This is a genomic window from Paenibacillus chartarius, from assembly GCF_042432825.1.
GTDB classification, from domain to species: Bacteria; Bacillota; Bacilli; order Paenibacillales; family NBRC-103111; genus Gordoniibacillus; species Gordoniibacillus chartarius.
In genome coordinates, this window is the sequence record NZ_JBHLWN010000014.1 from 118,871 (window position 1) to 134,737 (window position 15,867).

Annotated in this window: 19 protein-coding genes; 7 read left to right on the top strand and 12 right to left on the bottom strand. The window is 54.2% G+C overall.

Translation table 11 applies throughout. The annotated features are described in order from the left end of the window. The first annotated feature begins 105 nt into the window (after window positions 1-105). From ACFFK0_RS02540 to ACFFK0_RS02550, 3 genes are all read left to right on the top strand, one after another. Window positions 106-1,374 carry a DUF2515 family protein gene (locus ACFFK0_RS02540; protein WP_377468311.1) on the top strand — a complete coding sequence of 423 codons (1,269 nt, stop codon included), beginning with the start codon at window positions 106-108 and terminating at the stop codon, window positions 1,372-1,374. A 74-nt stretch (window positions 1,375-1,448) separates the two neighbouring features. Then, window positions 1,449-2,021 carry an HAD family hydrolase gene (locus tag ACFFK0_RS02545; protein WP_377468312.1) on the top strand — a complete coding sequence of 191 codons (573 nt, stop codon included), beginning with the start codon at window positions 1,449-1,451 and terminating at the stop codon, window positions 2,019-2,021. Between the two features lie 76 nt (window positions 2,022-2,097). Further along, window positions 2,098-2,571, top strand: a complete 474-nt coding sequence (locus ACFFK0_RS02550) for a CBO0543 family protein (RefSeq protein ID WP_377468313.1) — start codon at window positions 2,098-2,100, stop codon at window positions 2,569-2,571. 96 nt (window positions 2,572-2,667) lie between these two features. Here the strand turns inward: ACFFK0_RS02550 and ACFFK0_RS02555 are convergent, their stop codons facing one another. The 7 genes from ACFFK0_RS02555 to ACFFK0_RS02585 all read right to left on the bottom strand — a co-directional run bounded on the left by ACFFK0_RS02555 (window position 2,668) and on the right by ACFFK0_RS02585 (window position 9,694). Beyond that, window positions 2,668-3,243, bottom strand: a complete 576-nt coding sequence (locus ACFFK0_RS02555; protein ID WP_377468314.1) for a CBO0543 family protein — start codon at window positions 3,241-3,243, stop codon at window positions 2,668-2,670. 490 nt (window positions 3,244-3,733) lie between these two features. After that, the gene (sufB, locus tag ACFFK0_RS02560) at window positions 3,734-5,131 is read right to left on the bottom strand and encodes a Fe-S cluster assembly protein SufB (protein ID WP_377468315.1); all 1,398 of its coding nucleotides are present in this window, start codon (window positions 5,129-5,131) and stop codon (window positions 3,734-3,736) included. Window positions 5,132-5,164: 33 nt separating this feature from the next. Beyond that, complete coding sequence (gene sufU / locus ACFFK0_RS02565; RefSeq protein WP_377468316.1) at window positions 5,165-5,602, bottom strand: Fe-S cluster assembly sulfur transfer protein SufU; 438 nt, start codon at window positions 5,600-5,602, stop codon at window positions 5,165-5,167. After that, window positions 5,589-6,815: a cysteine desulfurase gene (locus tag ACFFK0_RS02570; protein ID WP_377468317.1), complete on the bottom strand. Its 1,227-nt coding sequence runs from the start codon at window positions 6,813-6,815 to the stop codon at window positions 5,589-5,591. Before ACFFK0_RS02570 ends, sufU begins: the two co-directional genes overlap by 14 nt. Continuing rightward, entirely contained in the window at window positions 6,812-8,104 is a 1,293-nt protein-coding gene (gene sufD, locus ACFFK0_RS02575) for a Fe-S cluster assembly protein SufD (protein ID WP_377468318.1), read from the bottom strand. Before sufD ends, ACFFK0_RS02570 begins: the two co-directional genes overlap by 4 nt. Before the next feature lie 19 nt (window positions 8,105-8,123). Continuing rightward, a complete protein-coding gene (sufC, locus tag ACFFK0_RS02580) occupies window positions 8,124-8,951 on the bottom strand; it encodes a Fe-S cluster assembly ATPase SufC (RefSeq protein ID WP_377468319.1) in 828 nt (275 codons plus the stop codon). Between the two features lie 173 nt (window positions 8,952-9,124). Then, on the bottom strand, window positions 9,125-9,694 hold the full coding sequence (locus ACFFK0_RS02585; protein ID WP_377468321.1) for a DUF1802 family protein: 570 nt from the start codon (window positions 9,692-9,694) through the stop codon (window positions 9,125-9,127). A 143-nt stretch (window positions 9,695-9,837) separates the two neighbouring features. Here ACFFK0_RS02585 and ACFFK0_RS02590 point away from each other — a divergent pair, with 143 nt between their 5' ends. Next, window positions 9,838-10,008 carry an asparagine synthase gene (locus ACFFK0_RS02590; RefSeq protein WP_377468322.1) on the top strand — a complete coding sequence of 57 codons (171 nt, stop codon included), beginning with the start codon at window positions 9,838-9,840 and terminating at the stop codon, window positions 10,006-10,008. A gap of 63 nt (window positions 10,009-10,071) precedes the next feature. Here ACFFK0_RS02590 and ACFFK0_RS02595 read toward each other — a convergent pair whose 3' ends face one another. Beyond that, window positions 10,072-10,254, bottom strand: a complete 183-nt coding sequence (locus ACFFK0_RS02595; RefSeq protein ID WP_377468323.1) for a hypothetical protein — start codon at window positions 10,252-10,254, stop codon at window positions 10,072-10,074. A gap of 90 nt (window positions 10,255-10,344) precedes the next feature. Beyond that, a complete protein-coding gene (locus tag ACFFK0_RS02600) occupies window positions 10,345-10,791 on the bottom strand; it encodes a Dps family protein (RefSeq protein WP_377468324.1) in 447 nt (148 codons plus the stop codon). A gap of 155 nt (window positions 10,792-10,946) precedes the next feature. On the opposite strand from ACFFK0_RS02600, the gene mtnK reads away from it, so the two are divergent. Together mtnK and mtnA are read left to right on the top strand one after the other, a co-directional pair. Beyond that, the gene (gene mtnK / locus ACFFK0_RS02605; RefSeq protein ID WP_377468325.1) at window positions 10,947-12,152 is read left to right on the top strand and encodes an S-methyl-5-thioribose kinase; all 1,206 of its coding nucleotides are present in this window, start codon (window positions 10,947-10,949) and stop codon (window positions 12,150-12,152) included. Between the two features lie 15 nt (window positions 12,153-12,167). Beyond that, complete coding sequence (mtnA, locus tag ACFFK0_RS02610; RefSeq protein ID WP_377468326.1) at window positions 12,168-13,241, top strand: S-methyl-5-thioribose-1-phosphate isomerase; 1,074 nt, start codon at window positions 12,168-12,170, stop codon at window positions 13,239-13,241. Between the two features lie 90 nt (window positions 13,242-13,331). On the opposite strand, the gene ACFFK0_RS02615 is transcribed toward mtnA, so the two are convergent. From ACFFK0_RS02615 to ACFFK0_RS02625, 3 genes are all read right to left on the bottom strand, one after another. Next, complete coding sequence (locus ACFFK0_RS02615; RefSeq protein WP_377468327.1) at window positions 13,332-14,333, bottom strand: Gfo/Idh/MocA family protein; 1,002 nt, start codon at window positions 14,331-14,333, stop codon at window positions 13,332-13,334. Between the two features lie 154 nt (window positions 14,334-14,487). Further along, the gene (locus tag ACFFK0_RS02620) at window positions 14,488-14,700 is read right to left on the bottom strand and encodes a DUF378 domain-containing protein (protein WP_377468328.1); all 213 of its coding nucleotides are present in this window, start codon (window positions 14,698-14,700) and stop codon (window positions 14,488-14,490) included. Window positions 14,701-14,776: 76 nt separating this feature from the next. Then, complete coding sequence (locus ACFFK0_RS02625) at window positions 14,777-15,079, bottom strand: YunC family protein (protein WP_377468329.1); 303 nt, start codon at window positions 15,077-15,079, stop codon at window positions 14,777-14,779. Between the two features lie 220 nt (window positions 15,080-15,299). Here ACFFK0_RS02625 and ACFFK0_RS02630 point away from each other — a divergent pair, with 220 nt between their 5' ends. Next, the gene (locus ACFFK0_RS02630) at window positions 15,300-15,824 is read left to right on the top strand and encodes a hypothetical protein (RefSeq protein WP_377468330.1); all 525 of its coding nucleotides are present in this window, start codon (window positions 15,300-15,302) and stop codon (window positions 15,822-15,824) included. Window positions 15,825-15,867 lie beyond the last annotated feature (43 nt).

Below are 15,867 nucleotides of genomic sequence, written 5' to 3' on the forward strand. Positions count from 1 at the left end.
GCGGTCATTTTACTAACCATGAATTGTTCTGCATACGGTATCAGAGTAACGGTCCGCCGATCAAGACAAAATAATCCTTGAGCGGGATGGGAGGGTACCATATCGATGTGGAAAGCTAAGAGGCGATGGCTGGAGCGACTGCGGGCTTTGCCGCAGCAAATACTGAATCTGCTGAAAGGGAAAATGGGCAACGTCGCGTATTCGCTGGAGGAAGCACCGGCCGCCGGCGTACTCCATCCGCTGCCCGCCGGCGTTAACCTTATCAAGCAGCAAACCGACAGCCTGCTCCGCCGTCCTCCCCGGGGTATCGCTCCTTTACCCGCTGCAGAGCAATACCTGGTAGAGCGGCTTCGCGAGGAAGCCGCCCGTTTGAACCGGAACAACGTGACCCGCACCGCCGCTTATCTGGACATCTACCGCCAGCATCCCGAACTGCACTGGGCATTCCTCGCTCATATGGTGTCGCGCAACGGCGGCTGGACGATGACCGATTTGAAGGGCGAGCTGCTGCCGTGCCTGCTCGGCGCAGGGCAGCGCGAGAGCTTGTTTCGCTTCCTCGAACGGGCGAACGGATTGATTTTCTACGACGCCTACCCGCAGCTGTTATTGTACCGCGAGAGCACTCGTACCGGCAGGCGGCTCACGCATTTGCTGCCTCACCTCGGCGTAACGGAGTTCATGATCGCCGTATGGGACGAATTTCATCGCACGCGCGATTCGGCTCTGCTCACTTGCTGCCTGATCGTGAACGAGCAGCACTTTATCGAGGAACGAATCGTCCAGAGCGCTTATTTTAAAGAACACGTACTCGACACACTGGCCTTTAAGACTCAATCTCTGCTGCAGATGAATCAAGTGCTGTTTCCTTATGCCGGCCCTGAAGGCGGAAACCGTCTTCGTCTTGCAGGTCTCATTCTGGAAAATTTCGCCGACCTCTCCGAACGCATCCGCTTCGGCCAGTCCTTATACGCGATTTTGTTCGCCCAACCCGATGTGTACCGCGGCGCCCATCATTTCGCCGTGAGCACGCCGCATACCGGCTCTCGCGCCGATTATTGGCCGGAGCTGTTCGCCGAAGTTCGGCACAGTGCGCCGAATCCGGTTTACCGGCCTCGGCTAAACGGCAGCTGCCTCGCCGCCGGAGCGGAGCCTCTGTTCAGCCCCAGGCTTGCGCATGCATGGAAAGACCGGCCAGTAGAGCCACCCGAGCCCGGGGATTGGTGCCGTGGCCAGGTCGGCCGAAATGCGCTTAAACTGCTGCCGAGCCGCTTGCACGTTCCGTTCGATTTCGATATGTCTCAGGAATACCCGTATGCCTTGAATAAAATAGAACTAGCGATCATGGCTGCACAGGAGCTCGGGACGAAGGCATAAATCCGTTTCGGCGGAAGGAATACGGGCTTGGCATGACGAATCGTTCCTCAACAATGAGTGAAAGGAACATGTTCATGACGATTCGTACGCAATTGTATCTCGATGTCGGCGGCGTGCTGGGCACGAACTTGGACGGGTTTTGGCATTGGTTGGCCGGAGCCGCCGCCATCCCGCACGATCAGCTTCGAGGACGCTATAAGTCCGAGCTCCGCAATACACTGTGGACCGGAGAACTAAGCGAGCACGGCTTCTGGGACTGGGTCTGCTCGCTGCAAAGCGCCAAGGCTCCCGACGAAGCCCGCGCCTTGCTGCTAACCCATCTGCAGCCAATGCCAGCCTTTGCGTCGCTGCCCCAGCTTAGCCGAAAGTACGACATTCACATTTTGAGCAATCACCGGGTTGAATGGTTGAACCCCTTCTTGGTGCCGGTAAGAAGCCACTTGAACAGTATCACGATCTCAGCCGAAGTACGCTGTGCCAAGCCGGATCCGGCCATCTACCGGATCGCCGCCGCCCACGCCCCGGCCGGCGCATCGATTCTGTTCGTCGACGACGCCCGGCACAACCTCGACGCCGCGGCTTCCCTCGGGTGGTCGACGCTGCTTGCCGATCCGGACAGCCGCTGGCTGACCAAGCTTTTGCATTAACCCGTTCTCCCATCGACTATCCTGTTTCCATTTTGGAAAAAATGAATCCATCAACTAAACAACAAGGAACATGTCGATGATAGACTATCTCATTCTGGGCTTAATCTGGATCTTGACCTTTGTTATGGTCGTAACAACAACGCCTCGGGACATGCTCCGCGAAGCTCTGGCCATCTTCATGTTCAAGCACTCGTTAACATGGCTGTTTGGCTTATTGGTTGTTGAATATAAACTCATCGAATATCCCGTCAGGGAGTTTCCCTATGCGTCAAAAAGCAGCTTTTCTTTCGAGTATTTCATTTACCCTGCTATTTGTATCATGTTTAATCTGAGATTCCCCAGAAAGAAGAGCATGCTCCATCAGATCGGCTGGTTTGTATGGTTCCCGTCCTGGATGACCATCCTTGAGGTCTTAGTGGAGAAGTATACGAACCTCATTCATTACGTCAACTGGAGCTGGTACTGGACATGGCTTTCCTTACTGCTGACTTTCGGCTTATCTCGTATGTATTTCATCTGGTTTATGAAAAAAAGAACGGGGGCCCGCTGATCGCATTGGATCTTTGCAGGCCCCCTAAGATATTGTCTTCGTTTATGATCTCCAGCAGTTCCCATCAGTTGAGTGTACTCCTCCCGCTACATCAGTTTAAATCGATTTGATTTTTGATGTTTTCATTTTTTGAAACAAAGAGGTTAACATGTAAGCTCCCTCAAAAAGAACTAAATAAATCAAAAAGATGATGATGTAATTTACCCATTTATACTTAACAAATAATCCGTACATGACCAAAATTGGCTTGAATCCAAATCCAAATGCCAATGCCGTCAAAAAAGCATATAAATGAAAGTTTTTATTACGTTCGAGGGTCCATTGATATACGAACATAATAGCTACAGGAATCAGTGACGCATCTAATGAAATACTGGGCAGGAAAGGAAGGACATGATAGGGATATCCCCATAGCCCATAACGTATGCCAGACGTATCTGTATAGGCAAAAAGCACATGCGTAGAATATCCAAAAAAACCAATCTGGTATATCCTCGAACGATCAATGAACAAGTAAACGAGTATCAGTGGAGCAATAAGCATGACCAGATTAGTCCAAAACTGCCAAGTTGAAAAGTTCGAATAGGCGAACCAATAGGCAACACCTTGATGCGTAAGATTTTCTTGGCTAGAAACCAATTGTTCAAAATACTCATTTACGGTCTGAGTCATCAATGTGCAACCCCCTTCGGTTCTAAGGTGCACCAGTTATCAACAAAATATCCGTTATGGACTCCGAGTGTGTGTGTTAATGTCCGCAACAGGCGGGATTTCGATCGACACAAGTATGGCTGCCTAGCCAGTTGTAGATTTCGAATAGTCATCGATATAACGGAAGGCCGGGGTCATCTTTGGGTTCCTTGTTGCAGCCGTAGGGATCGGAACTTTCGCCGGGGGGACAGATACGCATGCAATGTCGCGATATGGAGGCTATGTACCGAAAACGGTCGGGGAATCCATTGAAATGGCGTATTGGTACTATTTCTTGAAATAGTGAGAAGAAGAATGAAGTGTTGTAAAAAATGAGAAAAGAGGTCCCCTCGATCATCAATGATGACTTTGAGGTGCCTCTTTTCGTTTGCGGCCGCGCAGCTTCGGCATTAATTTTATCAAGCTTCTTGAACCGGTATCGCTCGTATTACAGAAATCGATGCTACAAGGCTTAACCGATACTGCCTTCCATCTCAAACTTGATCAAGCGGTTCATCTCCACCGCATACTCCATCGGCAGCTCTTTCGTGAACGGCTCGATGAAGCCCATAACGATCATCTGAGTTGCTTCCGCCTCGCTCAAGCCGCGGCTCATCAGATAGAACAGCTGATCCTCCGACACCTTCGATACGGTTGCTTCGTGCTCCAGTGTGATGTTGTCGTTCAGGATTTCGTTGTACGGAATCGTATCCGACGTCGACTGGTTATCGAGAATGAGCGTATCGCACTTAATGTTCGCCTTCGAGCCGGCCGAGTTGCGGCCGAACGAGGCGAGACCGCGGTACGTCACTTTGCCGCCGTGCTTCGAGATCGACTTGGAGACGATCGTCGAAGTCGTTTCCGGCGCCAGGTGCGTCATCTTCGCCCCTGCGTCTTGATGCTGGCCCTTGCCTGCAACCGCGATGGACAACACCATGCCCTTCGCGCCGCGGCCCTTGAGCACGACAGCTGGATACTTCATCGTCAGCTTGGAGCCGATGTTGCCGTCGACCCATTCCATCGTTGCGTTCTCTTCCGCGACCGCGCGCTTCGTAACGAGGTTATAAATGTTCGGCGCCCAGTTCTGAATCGTCGTGTAACGGGCGCGGGAATTTTTCTTGCAAATGATCTCAACGACGGCGCTGTGCAGCGAGTTCGTCGAGTAGATCGGTGCCGTACAGCCCTCTACGTAGTGTACGAACGAATCTTCATCGGTGATGATCAGCGTACGCTCGAACTGGCCCATGTTTTCCGAGTTGATCCGGAAGTACGCCTGCAGCGGAATTTCGCACTTGACGCCCTTCGGCACATAAATGAACGAACCGCCCGACCATACAGCCGAGTTCAGCGCGGCGAACTTGTTGTCGCTCGGCGGAATAACCGTACCGAAGTACTCGCGGAACAGCTCCGGATATTCGCGAAGCGCCGTGTCGGTATCCGTGAAAATAACGCCCTGATCCTCAAGCTCCTTCTGCATGCTGTGATAAACGACTTCGGATTCGTATTGCGCCGAAACGCCGGCGAGGAACTTCTGCTCCGCTTCCGGAATACCCAGCTTGTCGAACGTTTCCTTAATCTCTGTCGGCACTTCTTCCCACGTCTTGCCCTTCACATCGGAAGGCTTCACGTAGTACTGAATGTCGTCAAAATCCAAATCGTCCAAGTTGCCGCCCCAGCGAGGCATCGGCATCTTGAAAAACTGCTCCAGCGACTTCAAGCGGAATTCCAGCATCCACTCCGGCTCGCCCTTCATGCGCGAGATTTCCGCAACGATTTCCCGCGTCAAGCCTTTGCCTGATTGGAAAACCGCTTTATGCTCGTCGCGGAACCCATACTTATAATCATCCAATTCCGGCATTTGCTTCGCCATCGAATTCAACCTCCTATTAGCTTGCTTATTCCGTTACGCTTGTTCTTGACTCTTCACCTGCTCGATTCCTTTGCGCAGCGCATTCCACGCAAGCGTGGCACACTTGATGCGGGCAGGAAACTTGCTGACGCCGGACAATGCTTCAATATCCTCATATTCAAACTCCGGATGCTCGCCCTTCATGAGCCCGGAGAAACTCTCCGCCATTTGCAGCGCTTCGTCCAGCGACTTCCCCTTAACGGCATCCGTCATCATCGAGGCGGAGGACAACGAGATCGAGCATCCTTCGCCGACGAATTTGGCCGCATCGACAACGCCGTCCTTGACCTTCATCTGCAGCGATATTTTGTCCCCGCAGGTCGGGTTGTTCAGATCGATCGTTACCGATTCCGCATCCGCGAACTGGCCGCGGTTCCGGGGATTCTTATAATGATCCATAATGACGCGGCGGTACAAATCATCCAATTGCATGGCCGAAGTACTCCTTTGTCTTCTGTATCGCATCAACAAGACGGTCGATATCGTCTTCGGTGTTATACAGATAGAAGCTCGCTCGCGCGGTCGCCGTAACTTGCAGCCACCTCATCAGAGGCTGGCAGCAGTGGTGGCCGGCCCGAACGGCAATGCCTTCCGCGTCCAGCACCGTCGCCACATCGTGAGGGTGAATATCGCCGATGTTAAAGGTAACCAGACCGGTTCGGCCTTCCAGCGGACCGTAGATGTGCAGATCCGGTATCTCCTTAAACCGCTCCACCGCGTAAGCGGCCAGTCGGCGGTCATGCCGGTCGATTTCATCCAGTCCGATTTCGTTCAGAAAATCGATCGCCGCGCCCAATCCGACCGCTCCGGCGATGATCGGCGTTCCGCCCTCGAACTTCCAGGGCAGCTCCTTCCACGTCGATTCGTACAAATCGACATGGTCGATCATTTCGCCGCCAAACTCGATCGGCTCCATGGATTCCAGCAGCGACTTCTTGCCGTACAGCGCTCCGATTCCGGTCGGACCGCACATTTTATGACCGGACAAAGCATAGAAATCAATATCGAGCTCTTGTACATTGACTTTCATGTGCGGTGTGCTCTGCGCACCGTCGACCAAAATTTTGGCCCCGTGCTTATGCGCGATTGCCGCGATTTCCTTGACCGGATTGATAACGCCAAGAACGTTGGAGACGTACACGACGGCAACGAGCTTCGTCCGGCCGGTGATCGTCTGCTCCACATCCGCCAGCGAGATCGTTCCGTCCGGCTGCAGCGGAATATATTTCAAGGTAGCGCCGGTCGCCTTGGCGACCTGCTGCCACGGAATCAAGTTGCTGTGATGCTCCATAGGCGTCAGCACAATTTCGTCGCCTTCGCCGCAAATCGAGCGCGCATAGCTCGACGCTACGAGATTTATCGCCGTCGTCGTGCCGCGCGTGAAAATAATTTCCTGCTCCGACTTCGCTCCAATGAAGCGCGCCAGCTTGGCGCGTGCACCTTCGTAAGCGTCCGTAGCCCGCGAACCGAGCGTATGAACGCCGCGGTGAACATTGGCGTTGTCGAGCTCGTAATACGCCTTCACTGCGTTGATAACCGATATCGGCTTCTGAGAAGTCGCGGCGCTGTCCAAATAAACGAGCGGATGGCCGTTCACCTGCTGATGCAGAATCGGGAATTGTTCTCGGATCGCGGACGTGTTCATTGGCCCAGCTTCCTTTCTACAAGGCGCTGCAGCTGCTCCTCCAGCCGCTCGATCGGAATTTCCGACACGACCGGTGCAAGGAAGCCGTAAATAATAAGCCGCTGCGCTTCTTCACGGGAGATACCGCGGGACATCAAGTAAAACACCTGCTCCGCGTTCACTTGGCCTACGGAAGCGGCATGGCCCGCCTTTACGTCGTCTTCGTCGATCAGCAGGATCGGGTTGGCGTCGCCGCGCGCTTTCGGACTCAGCATCAGGACTTTTTCCGTCTGCTGGCCGTTCGCGCCGGTTGCGCCCTTCTCGATCTTCGTAATGCCGTTGATAATTGCCGTCGCTTCGTCACGCATAACTGCGCGGGTGATCATATCGCTCTCCGACGCTTTGCCCCAGTGAATGTTGCGCGTCGTCAGGTTGAGCTTCTGCTCATCCGTGCCTACGCAAATGACTTTCGTATCCGAATTGGAGCCGTTGCCGCGCAGCACCGAAGTGGTGTCCGACATCGTATTGCCGTTGTTCAGCTCGCCAACGACCCATTGCATCTTCGCATCATTATCCAAAATAGCCCGGCGGTACGTCAGATCGGTTACGTTCTTGCCCATGCTGTGCACCGAGGCGTACTGTACCGATGCTCCCGCCGCTGCGAATACTTCCACAACGCCGTTCTGAACGATTTGTGCGCCCTCGCCCTCGGAGATAAAATTATCGACGTAAGTGACGGAGGCGTTCGCTTCAGCGACAATCAGCACGTGCGGCGAGAAGCTTGCCGTCGCATCGTCCGTAAGGAACAGCGCTTGAAGCGGCTGCGATACCGTAACGTTCTTCGGCACATACAGGAAGACGCCACCGCTCCAGGAAGCGGTATGCAGCGCGGTGAGCAGGTTCTCGTCCGTGCTCACTGCTTTCATGAAATAGTTTTGTACCAGCTCGCCATGCTCCCGTACGGCCGTCTCCAAATCCGTGAAAATCACGCCTTGGGCCGCCAGATCCTGCGACAATGTGCCATACACCTTGCCCGAGTTCCGCTGAATGATCAAATTGTCCGGGTTTACCAGCGACTTGGCGGTTTCCGGAAGGTCTTCCAGATTGCCGAGTGCGGCAGGCTGCTTATAGGCGCCGAACGAGCTGAGATCCCAGCGGTCGATCCGCGTCTTCTCCAGCTTCGGCAGCTCCAGCGTTTGCGCCAGCTCCAATGCTTTGCTGCGCAGTGTTGTCATCCATTCCGGCTCCTGCCGGCTCTTTGCGCTCTCCAATACCGCTTGGGAGTCGATCGGAAGTGTTGCCTGTGTCATCCTCGTTACCTCCCCCGCATTAATATTTTGGCGCAGTCGTATTCATCGGCACTTTGAACTCTTCTTCTTGTCCGCCGACCGTTTCGTCTACGATGCCCAGCTCTTCTTTTACCCAATCGTAACCTTCGTTCTCGAGGCGCTCCGCCAGCTCCGGTCCGCCGGACTTAACGATGCGCCCTTGCATCATGACGTGAACGAAGTCAGGCGTAATGTAGTTCAACAGGCGCTGGTAGTGAGTAATGATCAGGAAGCCGCGCTCCGGGGAACGCATAGCGTTGACGCCGGTAGCTACGATGCGCAGCGCGTCGATGTCAAGGCCGGAGTCGATCTCGTCGAGAATCACGATGCCCGGCTCGAGCATAAGCATTTGCAGAATTTCGTTACGCTTCTTCTCGCCGCCGGAGAAGCCTTCATTCAAATACCGGTGCATGAACTCCGGGTTCATCTCCAGCTCCTTCATCTTTGCTTCCATCTGGCGGATGAACTTGATCAGCGAAATTTCGTTGCCTTCGCCGCGGCGGGCATTGATGGCACTGCGCAGGAAGTCCGCATTCGTTACGCCGGTAATTTCGCTAGGATACTGCATCGCCAGGAACAGGCCGGCGCGGGCGCGCTCGTCAACAGCCATCTCCAGGACGTCTTCGCCGTTCAGCGTTACAGAGCCTTCCGTTACCTCGTATTTCGGGTGGCCCATCAGCGTGGAAGCCAGCGTCGATTTACCGGTTCCGTTCGGACCCATGATGGCATGAACTTCGCCGCCTTTGATTTCCAGATTCAGACCTTTCAAAATTTCTTTGCCTTCAATCGTGGCACGCAGCCCATCAATCGTTAATTTCGGTGTGCTCATTTCTCTTCCTACCTCCGTGGCATTTACATTTATCAGTAATCACTCTGTGAATGATTATCAGTGATTCTCAAATAATAATTATTATAACAAACAAAATGAGAACTTAAAAGTACATTTGTTCCGAAAATGAGAAAAACTCCTTCACGGAGTTTCGCAATGCAAGTGGACGGCGCTTATCTCCGCAGCGCCCTGTGAATGTCGTCGACTTTGCTCTGAAATTCGCTGTCCGGCAGAACGGCGGTCCCGCTCCGCCCGGCAGGCTCTTCCAACAGTTCTACCCAAGACTTGCAGCCGAAATACCCGGGATCCAGCCTCAGCTCTAACGGCGTGTCGAGCTTGTACACCCGAACGATCAGAAGATGCAGCGGCTTCAGACGTTTCCAGTGCAGACGCTCCTCGGCAAACCGTTCCGTCCATATATGATAAGGGAGCAGCTTCTCAACGTCCGACAATTCGGTCAGTTCGATATCTTCCGCCACCTCGGCGCGGCAATCTATCGTCACGGTCTCGTCTTCCGGACTCCACACCGCTAGTGTCTCATCGACGAGCGGGCGGTATTCTTCCTTCAGAAGCTCTTTTTTCTGATGCTCATAGGCGGGAAATAAGTAAAATGAATGCGAGCGAAGCCGAAAATCTCTCGTTTCCTCCGCGATGCCCCCTTTGCGCAGCAGTACGATCTGCTTCCCTTCCCGCAGCGCTGCGACGGTGGACGCCCACTCCTTCAAAGCTATACGCTCCGTCAACTGGAAAATCCCCCTTTCGCACGTTCTTCAATTATAAAGTTGCAGGCAAAACAATGCAAATGCAAACCGTATGAAAATAACCGGTCAGGCTTATTCTATATCCGTAAACCATCAAAAATCGACCGAGAGGAGAAACGATGACAATGAGAGAAGGTCTTATTCCTGCTATTTTGGGAACGGCGGTCACCGCTACCGGAGCAGCACTCCTTGGCCGCAACCGCAACCTCGCTATGGGCATCATGGGCTTCGGCGCGGCTCACATCGTTCTTGGCGCCATCGATCTCGTTGAGCACCGCCGCCAAGATTGGATTTAATCGCTTTAAGCCTGTACACATATTCGAAAGCCCGGCGCCAATATGGCACCGGGCTTGTCCATGTTATCGGGAAACGAACTGCTCCGGCTGCTGCTGCATCCGGTTGAATTGCTCTTGATTGATTTTCATAGGATTAGGGTCTTTGGCTGCACCGTTCGTTCCCTGTACCGGATCGCTTTCGGCAGCAAGGTATATAACGATCGCACACGTTGCGGCAAACAGGACAATGTGAAGCGCTCTGCTCATAGGGACATCCTCCGTCCGAGTATATTCCCTCATTGTACCCATCTGCGTTAATTCCGTATTACACTCGTATTAACAAAATGTAAAAATTCTTTAACCTAAGAACGAGCTCAGCATCCAGCGATGCTTTTCCAGCGATGTGTGGATTGCCAGCAATATGTCCGACGTCGTCTCGTCACCGGCAGCTTGAGCGACTTCCATTCCTTGCTTCAGCTCCGTTGTCAGCGTATCGATATCTTTCACCGTCGCTTCGACCATCTGCGTCGCCGACTCCCCATTGTTCGCTTCCTTAATGGTAGCAAGCTGCAAATACTCTTTCATCGTCGCCGGCGGCTTGCCTTGAATAGCTAGCAGGCGTTCGGCAAGTTCGTCGATATATTGGGCGGCTTCCGTATACAGCTCTTCAAACTTCGCATGCAGCGTAAAAAATTGATTTCCTTTAACATACCAGTGAAAGTTGTGGAGCTTAACAAAGAGAACGCTCCAATTGGCGATCTGCTTGCTCAGAACTTCGGTTACGGTTAGTGTCGCTACTGTCATGTGAATGCCTCCTGTCGAGAATGGGTCTAGCGCCAGTATGTACCAAAACTCGCTGCGCTATGTATGATTTTCGGATCAATTGCTCAGGATTGACGAGTTTGCGCGGTTTTTCTATACTAGGCTAGATAGTGAATCGGTATCGGAGGGATCGGACAATGAGCAATTATCATGCTTTTACGGAAGCCGAAGCGATCGAGTATGCACGCGGCATCGAGGGAATGTTCCCCGAGGGCGCGCAGCTCGTAAGCAGGGAAATTGGTGACGGCAATCTAAACCTCGTATTTCATATATCGGACCCGGTCTCGGGACGCAGCGTCATTCTGAAGCAGGCTGTACCGTACGCCAAAGTTGTCGGCGAGTCATGGCCGCTGACGCTCGACCGCGCGCGTATCGAAAGCGAGGCGCTCATCATTCAAGGAAGGCTGTGCCCGGACCTTACGCCGAAGGTATACGCCTATGAGCCGGATTTGGCGCTGACGGTCATGGAGGACCTCAGCGATCATATCATCATGCGCCGCGGCTTAATGGAGCGGAACCGGTACCCGCTGTTTGCCGGCCATATCGGCGAGTTCTTGGCAAAGACGCTGTTCTTCACCTCCGACCTGGCGATGAATCAGCAGGAGAAGAAGCTGCAGGTGAAAGCGTTCATTAATCCGGAGCTGTGCAAAATTACCGAGGATTTGATTTTTGACGACCCGTATACGGACTCCCCGAACAACAGCTTCGATGTGCATCTTCGCGATGCGGTTGAGTCGATATGGGCGGATACGGAGCTGCATCTCGAAGTGGCGCTGCTGCGGGAGAAGTTTTTGACCAAGGCTCAGGCGCTGCTGCATGGCGACCTGCATACGGGCAGCATTTTTATTAAACCGGATTCGACGAAAGTGATCGACCCGGAATTTGCTTACTACGGACCGATGGGCTTCGATATCGGCGCGGTCATCGCAAACCTGCTGCTGAATTATGCCGGCCAGGAAGGCTGGAGTCCAAGCGATGCCGATCGTGCTGACTACAGAAGGTACTTGCTCGATACGGTCCGGGACGTATGGACGGAGTTCGAGACTCGCTTCAGGGCGCTCTGGAACGAGCACGCTGCCGATCGCATGGCGAAGACGCCGGGCTATCAGGACCTGTATGTAGCTGGCCTGCTACAGGATACGATCGGCTTTGCCGGTGCGAAGATGGTACGCCGTATCCACGGTCTCTCCCATGTCGCCGACATCGACCGCATCGAGGATGCAGCCGTTCGCGAGCGGGCGCAGCGCTTGGCGCTGGCGATCGGTACGGCGCTGATCAAGCGCGGCCGTTCGGCCCGTTCCATCGATGAAGTGCTCGACATCGCGCTGTCGGCCACGAAATAAGGAGTGAATGCGGAAATGACAGCAAAAGAGATGGAAACGGCGGCGCCGGAGTGGCTGCAGTCGGTACGCTGGAACGGCACGAGGCTCGATCTGCTCGATCAGCGGCTTCTGCCGGAAGAGATTGTCTATTTGCCGCTCGATACGGTGCAGGATGTCTGGGAAGCGATCCGTGAGCTGAAGGTGCGCGGAGCCCCGGCGATCGGCATATCCGCTGCATATGGCGTATATTTGGGCATCGCTGATGCCCCCGGCGGAGCTGCGGAGCTGCTGGCGGAAGTACGAAGGCATGCGGACTATTTGGCCACGTCGCGCCCGACGGCCGTGAACTTGTTCTGGGCGCTGGACCGGATGAAAGCGAGCGCGGAGCAGCTTGCGGCGGAAGGCGCGGAGCCTGGGCGCTTCAAGAGCGCCCTGCTGGCCGAAGCGCAGCGGATTCAAGCCGAGGACGAGGAAACGAACCGGTTGATCGGCGAGCACGCGCTTGCTCTGTTCCAGGACGGCATGGGTGTGCTCACTCACTGCAATGCCGGCGGGCTCGCTACAGCGCGTTATGGCACGGCCTTGGCGCCGATGTACTTGGCGCAGGAGCGCGGCATGAAGCTCAAAGTGTTCGCGGATGAGACGCGCCCGGTATTGCAGGGTGCCCGCTTGACCGCGTTCGAGCTGCAGCAGGCCGGAGTCGACGTGACGCTTATTTGCGACAATATGGCCGGCTATGTCATGTCCAAAGGCTGGGTGCAGGCTGTCATCGTCGGCACCGACCGTGTAGCGGCGAACGGCGATGTCGCCAACAAGATCGGCACCTACAGCGTAGCCGTATTGGCGAAAGCGCACGGCATCCCGTTCTATGTCGCCTGCCCGCTGTCGACAATCGACTTGGAAACGCCGTCCGGCGCCGATATTCCGATCGAGGAACGGCACGAGGACGAAATTACGCAGGGCTTCGGCAAGCGGACCGCTCCGAAAGGAATTAAAGTGTTCAATCCGGCGTTCGATGTGACGCCAAGCGAGTATGTGACGGCGATCATTACGGAGAAGGGCGCTGTGAGAGCTCCTTACGAGGAAAACTTGCGCAAGCTGTTTGAGTAAAATCGTTCGGCTTAGATACGTAAGGGACCTGGCTTTCGAGCCGGGTCCCTCTTTGCATGCGTTTCATTCGACTAGACGACTGCAAAGATGCTACCCCCGCAGATCGGCTATGGCGACCGGCCGGCCGCCCTCTGCGGCGGAACGGTTGGACGCTTCCATCAGCTTCGTCAAGTCGACGGCTAATGCGATATTTTCCGATGCGACGGTACCGTTTACGATATGATTGACCCACTGCTCGAACGCGGACGGCTTATTCCCCGCAATCCCGCGGGCAATCCACCCTCTTGCTTGATCTTCCAGCCGGGCGGAACGCAGCTTAACCGTATTTTCCTTTGACGAGAACAGCGCCGAGCCTTCCGTCCCGTGAAGCTCAATCGCGAACGGCGAATGCTCGTTGACAAAACCCGCCTCAACAATCCCGATAGCACCGCTTTCATAGCGCAGAACCGCAACCGCATTGTCTTCCACTTCCTTTCCCGTGACGTAACCGTAGGTCGAGCTGACCGATTGCGGCATGCCGAGAAACAGGCGGGCCAAATACATCGGGTGACAGCCCAAATCGATCATCGCGCCGCCGCCGCACTGCTCTTTACTGAAGAAGTGCTCCGGCAGCCAGCCGCGTGTTGCTCCGTTATGAGACAGCCTCGTTCGAACAAGCGTCAGCTGGCCGAGCAGTCCCTGCTCCGCGATCTCCTGAATTGCCGTCGTATAGCCTTCGTACAGACGAGGCAGCGATACGGTCAGCTTGATGCCGCTTTCCTCTACAGCGCGGATAATTTCGTTCGCTTCTTCCAGCGTCGGAGCGACGACCTTCTCCGTAAAAATATGTTTCCCGGCCTTCGCCGCAGCAGCCAGCACGTCACGGTGAAGGTTCGTCGGCGCGTCTACGATCACCGCGTCGATGTCGGTCTGCGCAAGCAAGTCGTGTACATCCGCATAAAATTTTACGCCTAGCAGATCCGCTTCCTTCTGCCCGCGCTCCGGCAGTTCGTCCCAAACCGCAACGATTTGCGTTTCCGGGTGCTCACTTGCTTGTTTGGCATAATCTCCCGCATGCACGTGCCAATAGCTCAACATCGCCACTCGAATCATTCTGTAAGCGCCTCCATTTCTCACCACATTCTTCTATATTTTATCACTTTAGGCGCTTACTGAGAACGATAAGTTCTTGAAAAAACGGACGAATGTTGACAACCTAAAAGCCAAACAGGCCGGCAAACGCCGACCTCCCTTTGCTCCGTCTACCTTACGTTCTCGCCCGGGACTCGTCCATGAACAAATATTTCAAGCAGTATAACCCGCAGAGACCAACCACAATGTATACGATCCGGCTGAACCAGGACGACTCCCGATGATAGTCCCCACCTAACAAAGCCGCCACGAGGTCCCACTCGAACAAACCGACCAGCAGCCAGTTCAGCGCTCCAATAATGACAAGCGTCAGCGCAATTTTACCCATAGCTTCCACCTCTTTATTCGGATGTACTTGCTATGGGTAATATGCGCAGCGCTGCCTATGGTTATTCAAAATTAAGCTACAGCATTCTCAGAATTGCGTCTCGTCCGGTCATGCCCGCTTTAACGCCGATCGCTTCAGCTTCAAAGGTTACCGACTCCAGCGGCGCATCGAGCAGCTGCTGCAGCGTTCTTACCCCGACGGCTCTGCCTGCGATAATGCCGCGGTCCTTCAGCTTGTCGTTCAGCAAACCGATGTCGAGCGCCCCGCACATGATGTAACCTTTGCCTGTCGTTACGGCAAGCAGCGTAGTTTTGGGCAGCTTGACTTCGATGCCGATCACGTGCGAACCGTCCAGCTCGATTGGAGTCATATTCATCATGGTGATCGTCTCCCTTCATCCAGTATGCTGGTTACAGTATACGAAGATGAGCAGCGAATTGTTTCCGCAAGCGCCCGCCTAATTCGGAAGTACAGTCAAGGAGTAATTCCTTCGAAGCAAGCCCATACTATGTACTATCTGTTCAAATTAGCAGTTTCTGTTGTTTCACAACCGATCGTGATATAATGGACACATAATCCTTTTCTCGAGGCGAGAATCCATGAGTATCGAACCATCCTTAACCGGATCAGTACGCGGTCATCTGTTCACCGTGGACATCTTGATCGAGAATGACCATAACGGCAGAGCCCTCGAGCGCCTGCTGCGACTGTTGAACTCCGCGGATGTGAAGGACTATCGGATTGTCAGCGGCATCGAGCTCGGCAAGACGATCGAAGCCGCACTTCAGGCGGAGGGAGAGCAAGCGTCAAGCAAGAAAGCTACCGCCAAGACGCCGGGCGCAGAGAAGCAGCCGGCAGCTAAGGACAAGGCAGCGAATAAACCCGCTCCTTCCGAAACCGAAGCCGGAGCGGGCCTATCCTTCCATGACGAAATCGAGCGTTACAAAGCCAACAATACGCTAATCCGAATGACGATCGTGAAAGGGAAAGGAATCAGGCTAAGCTTGCCTTGCCGCATTCTGAACTTCGATCCCGCATCTCAGAACGTGACCGTGTATCATGTCGATGAGAAGAAAGTGTACTTATTCAGTCTGAGCGAAATTGAAGACCTGCAGGCACGATGAATCGCTCCGAAAAGACGAATGAAAGCAGGGCCCGCCGGCCCTG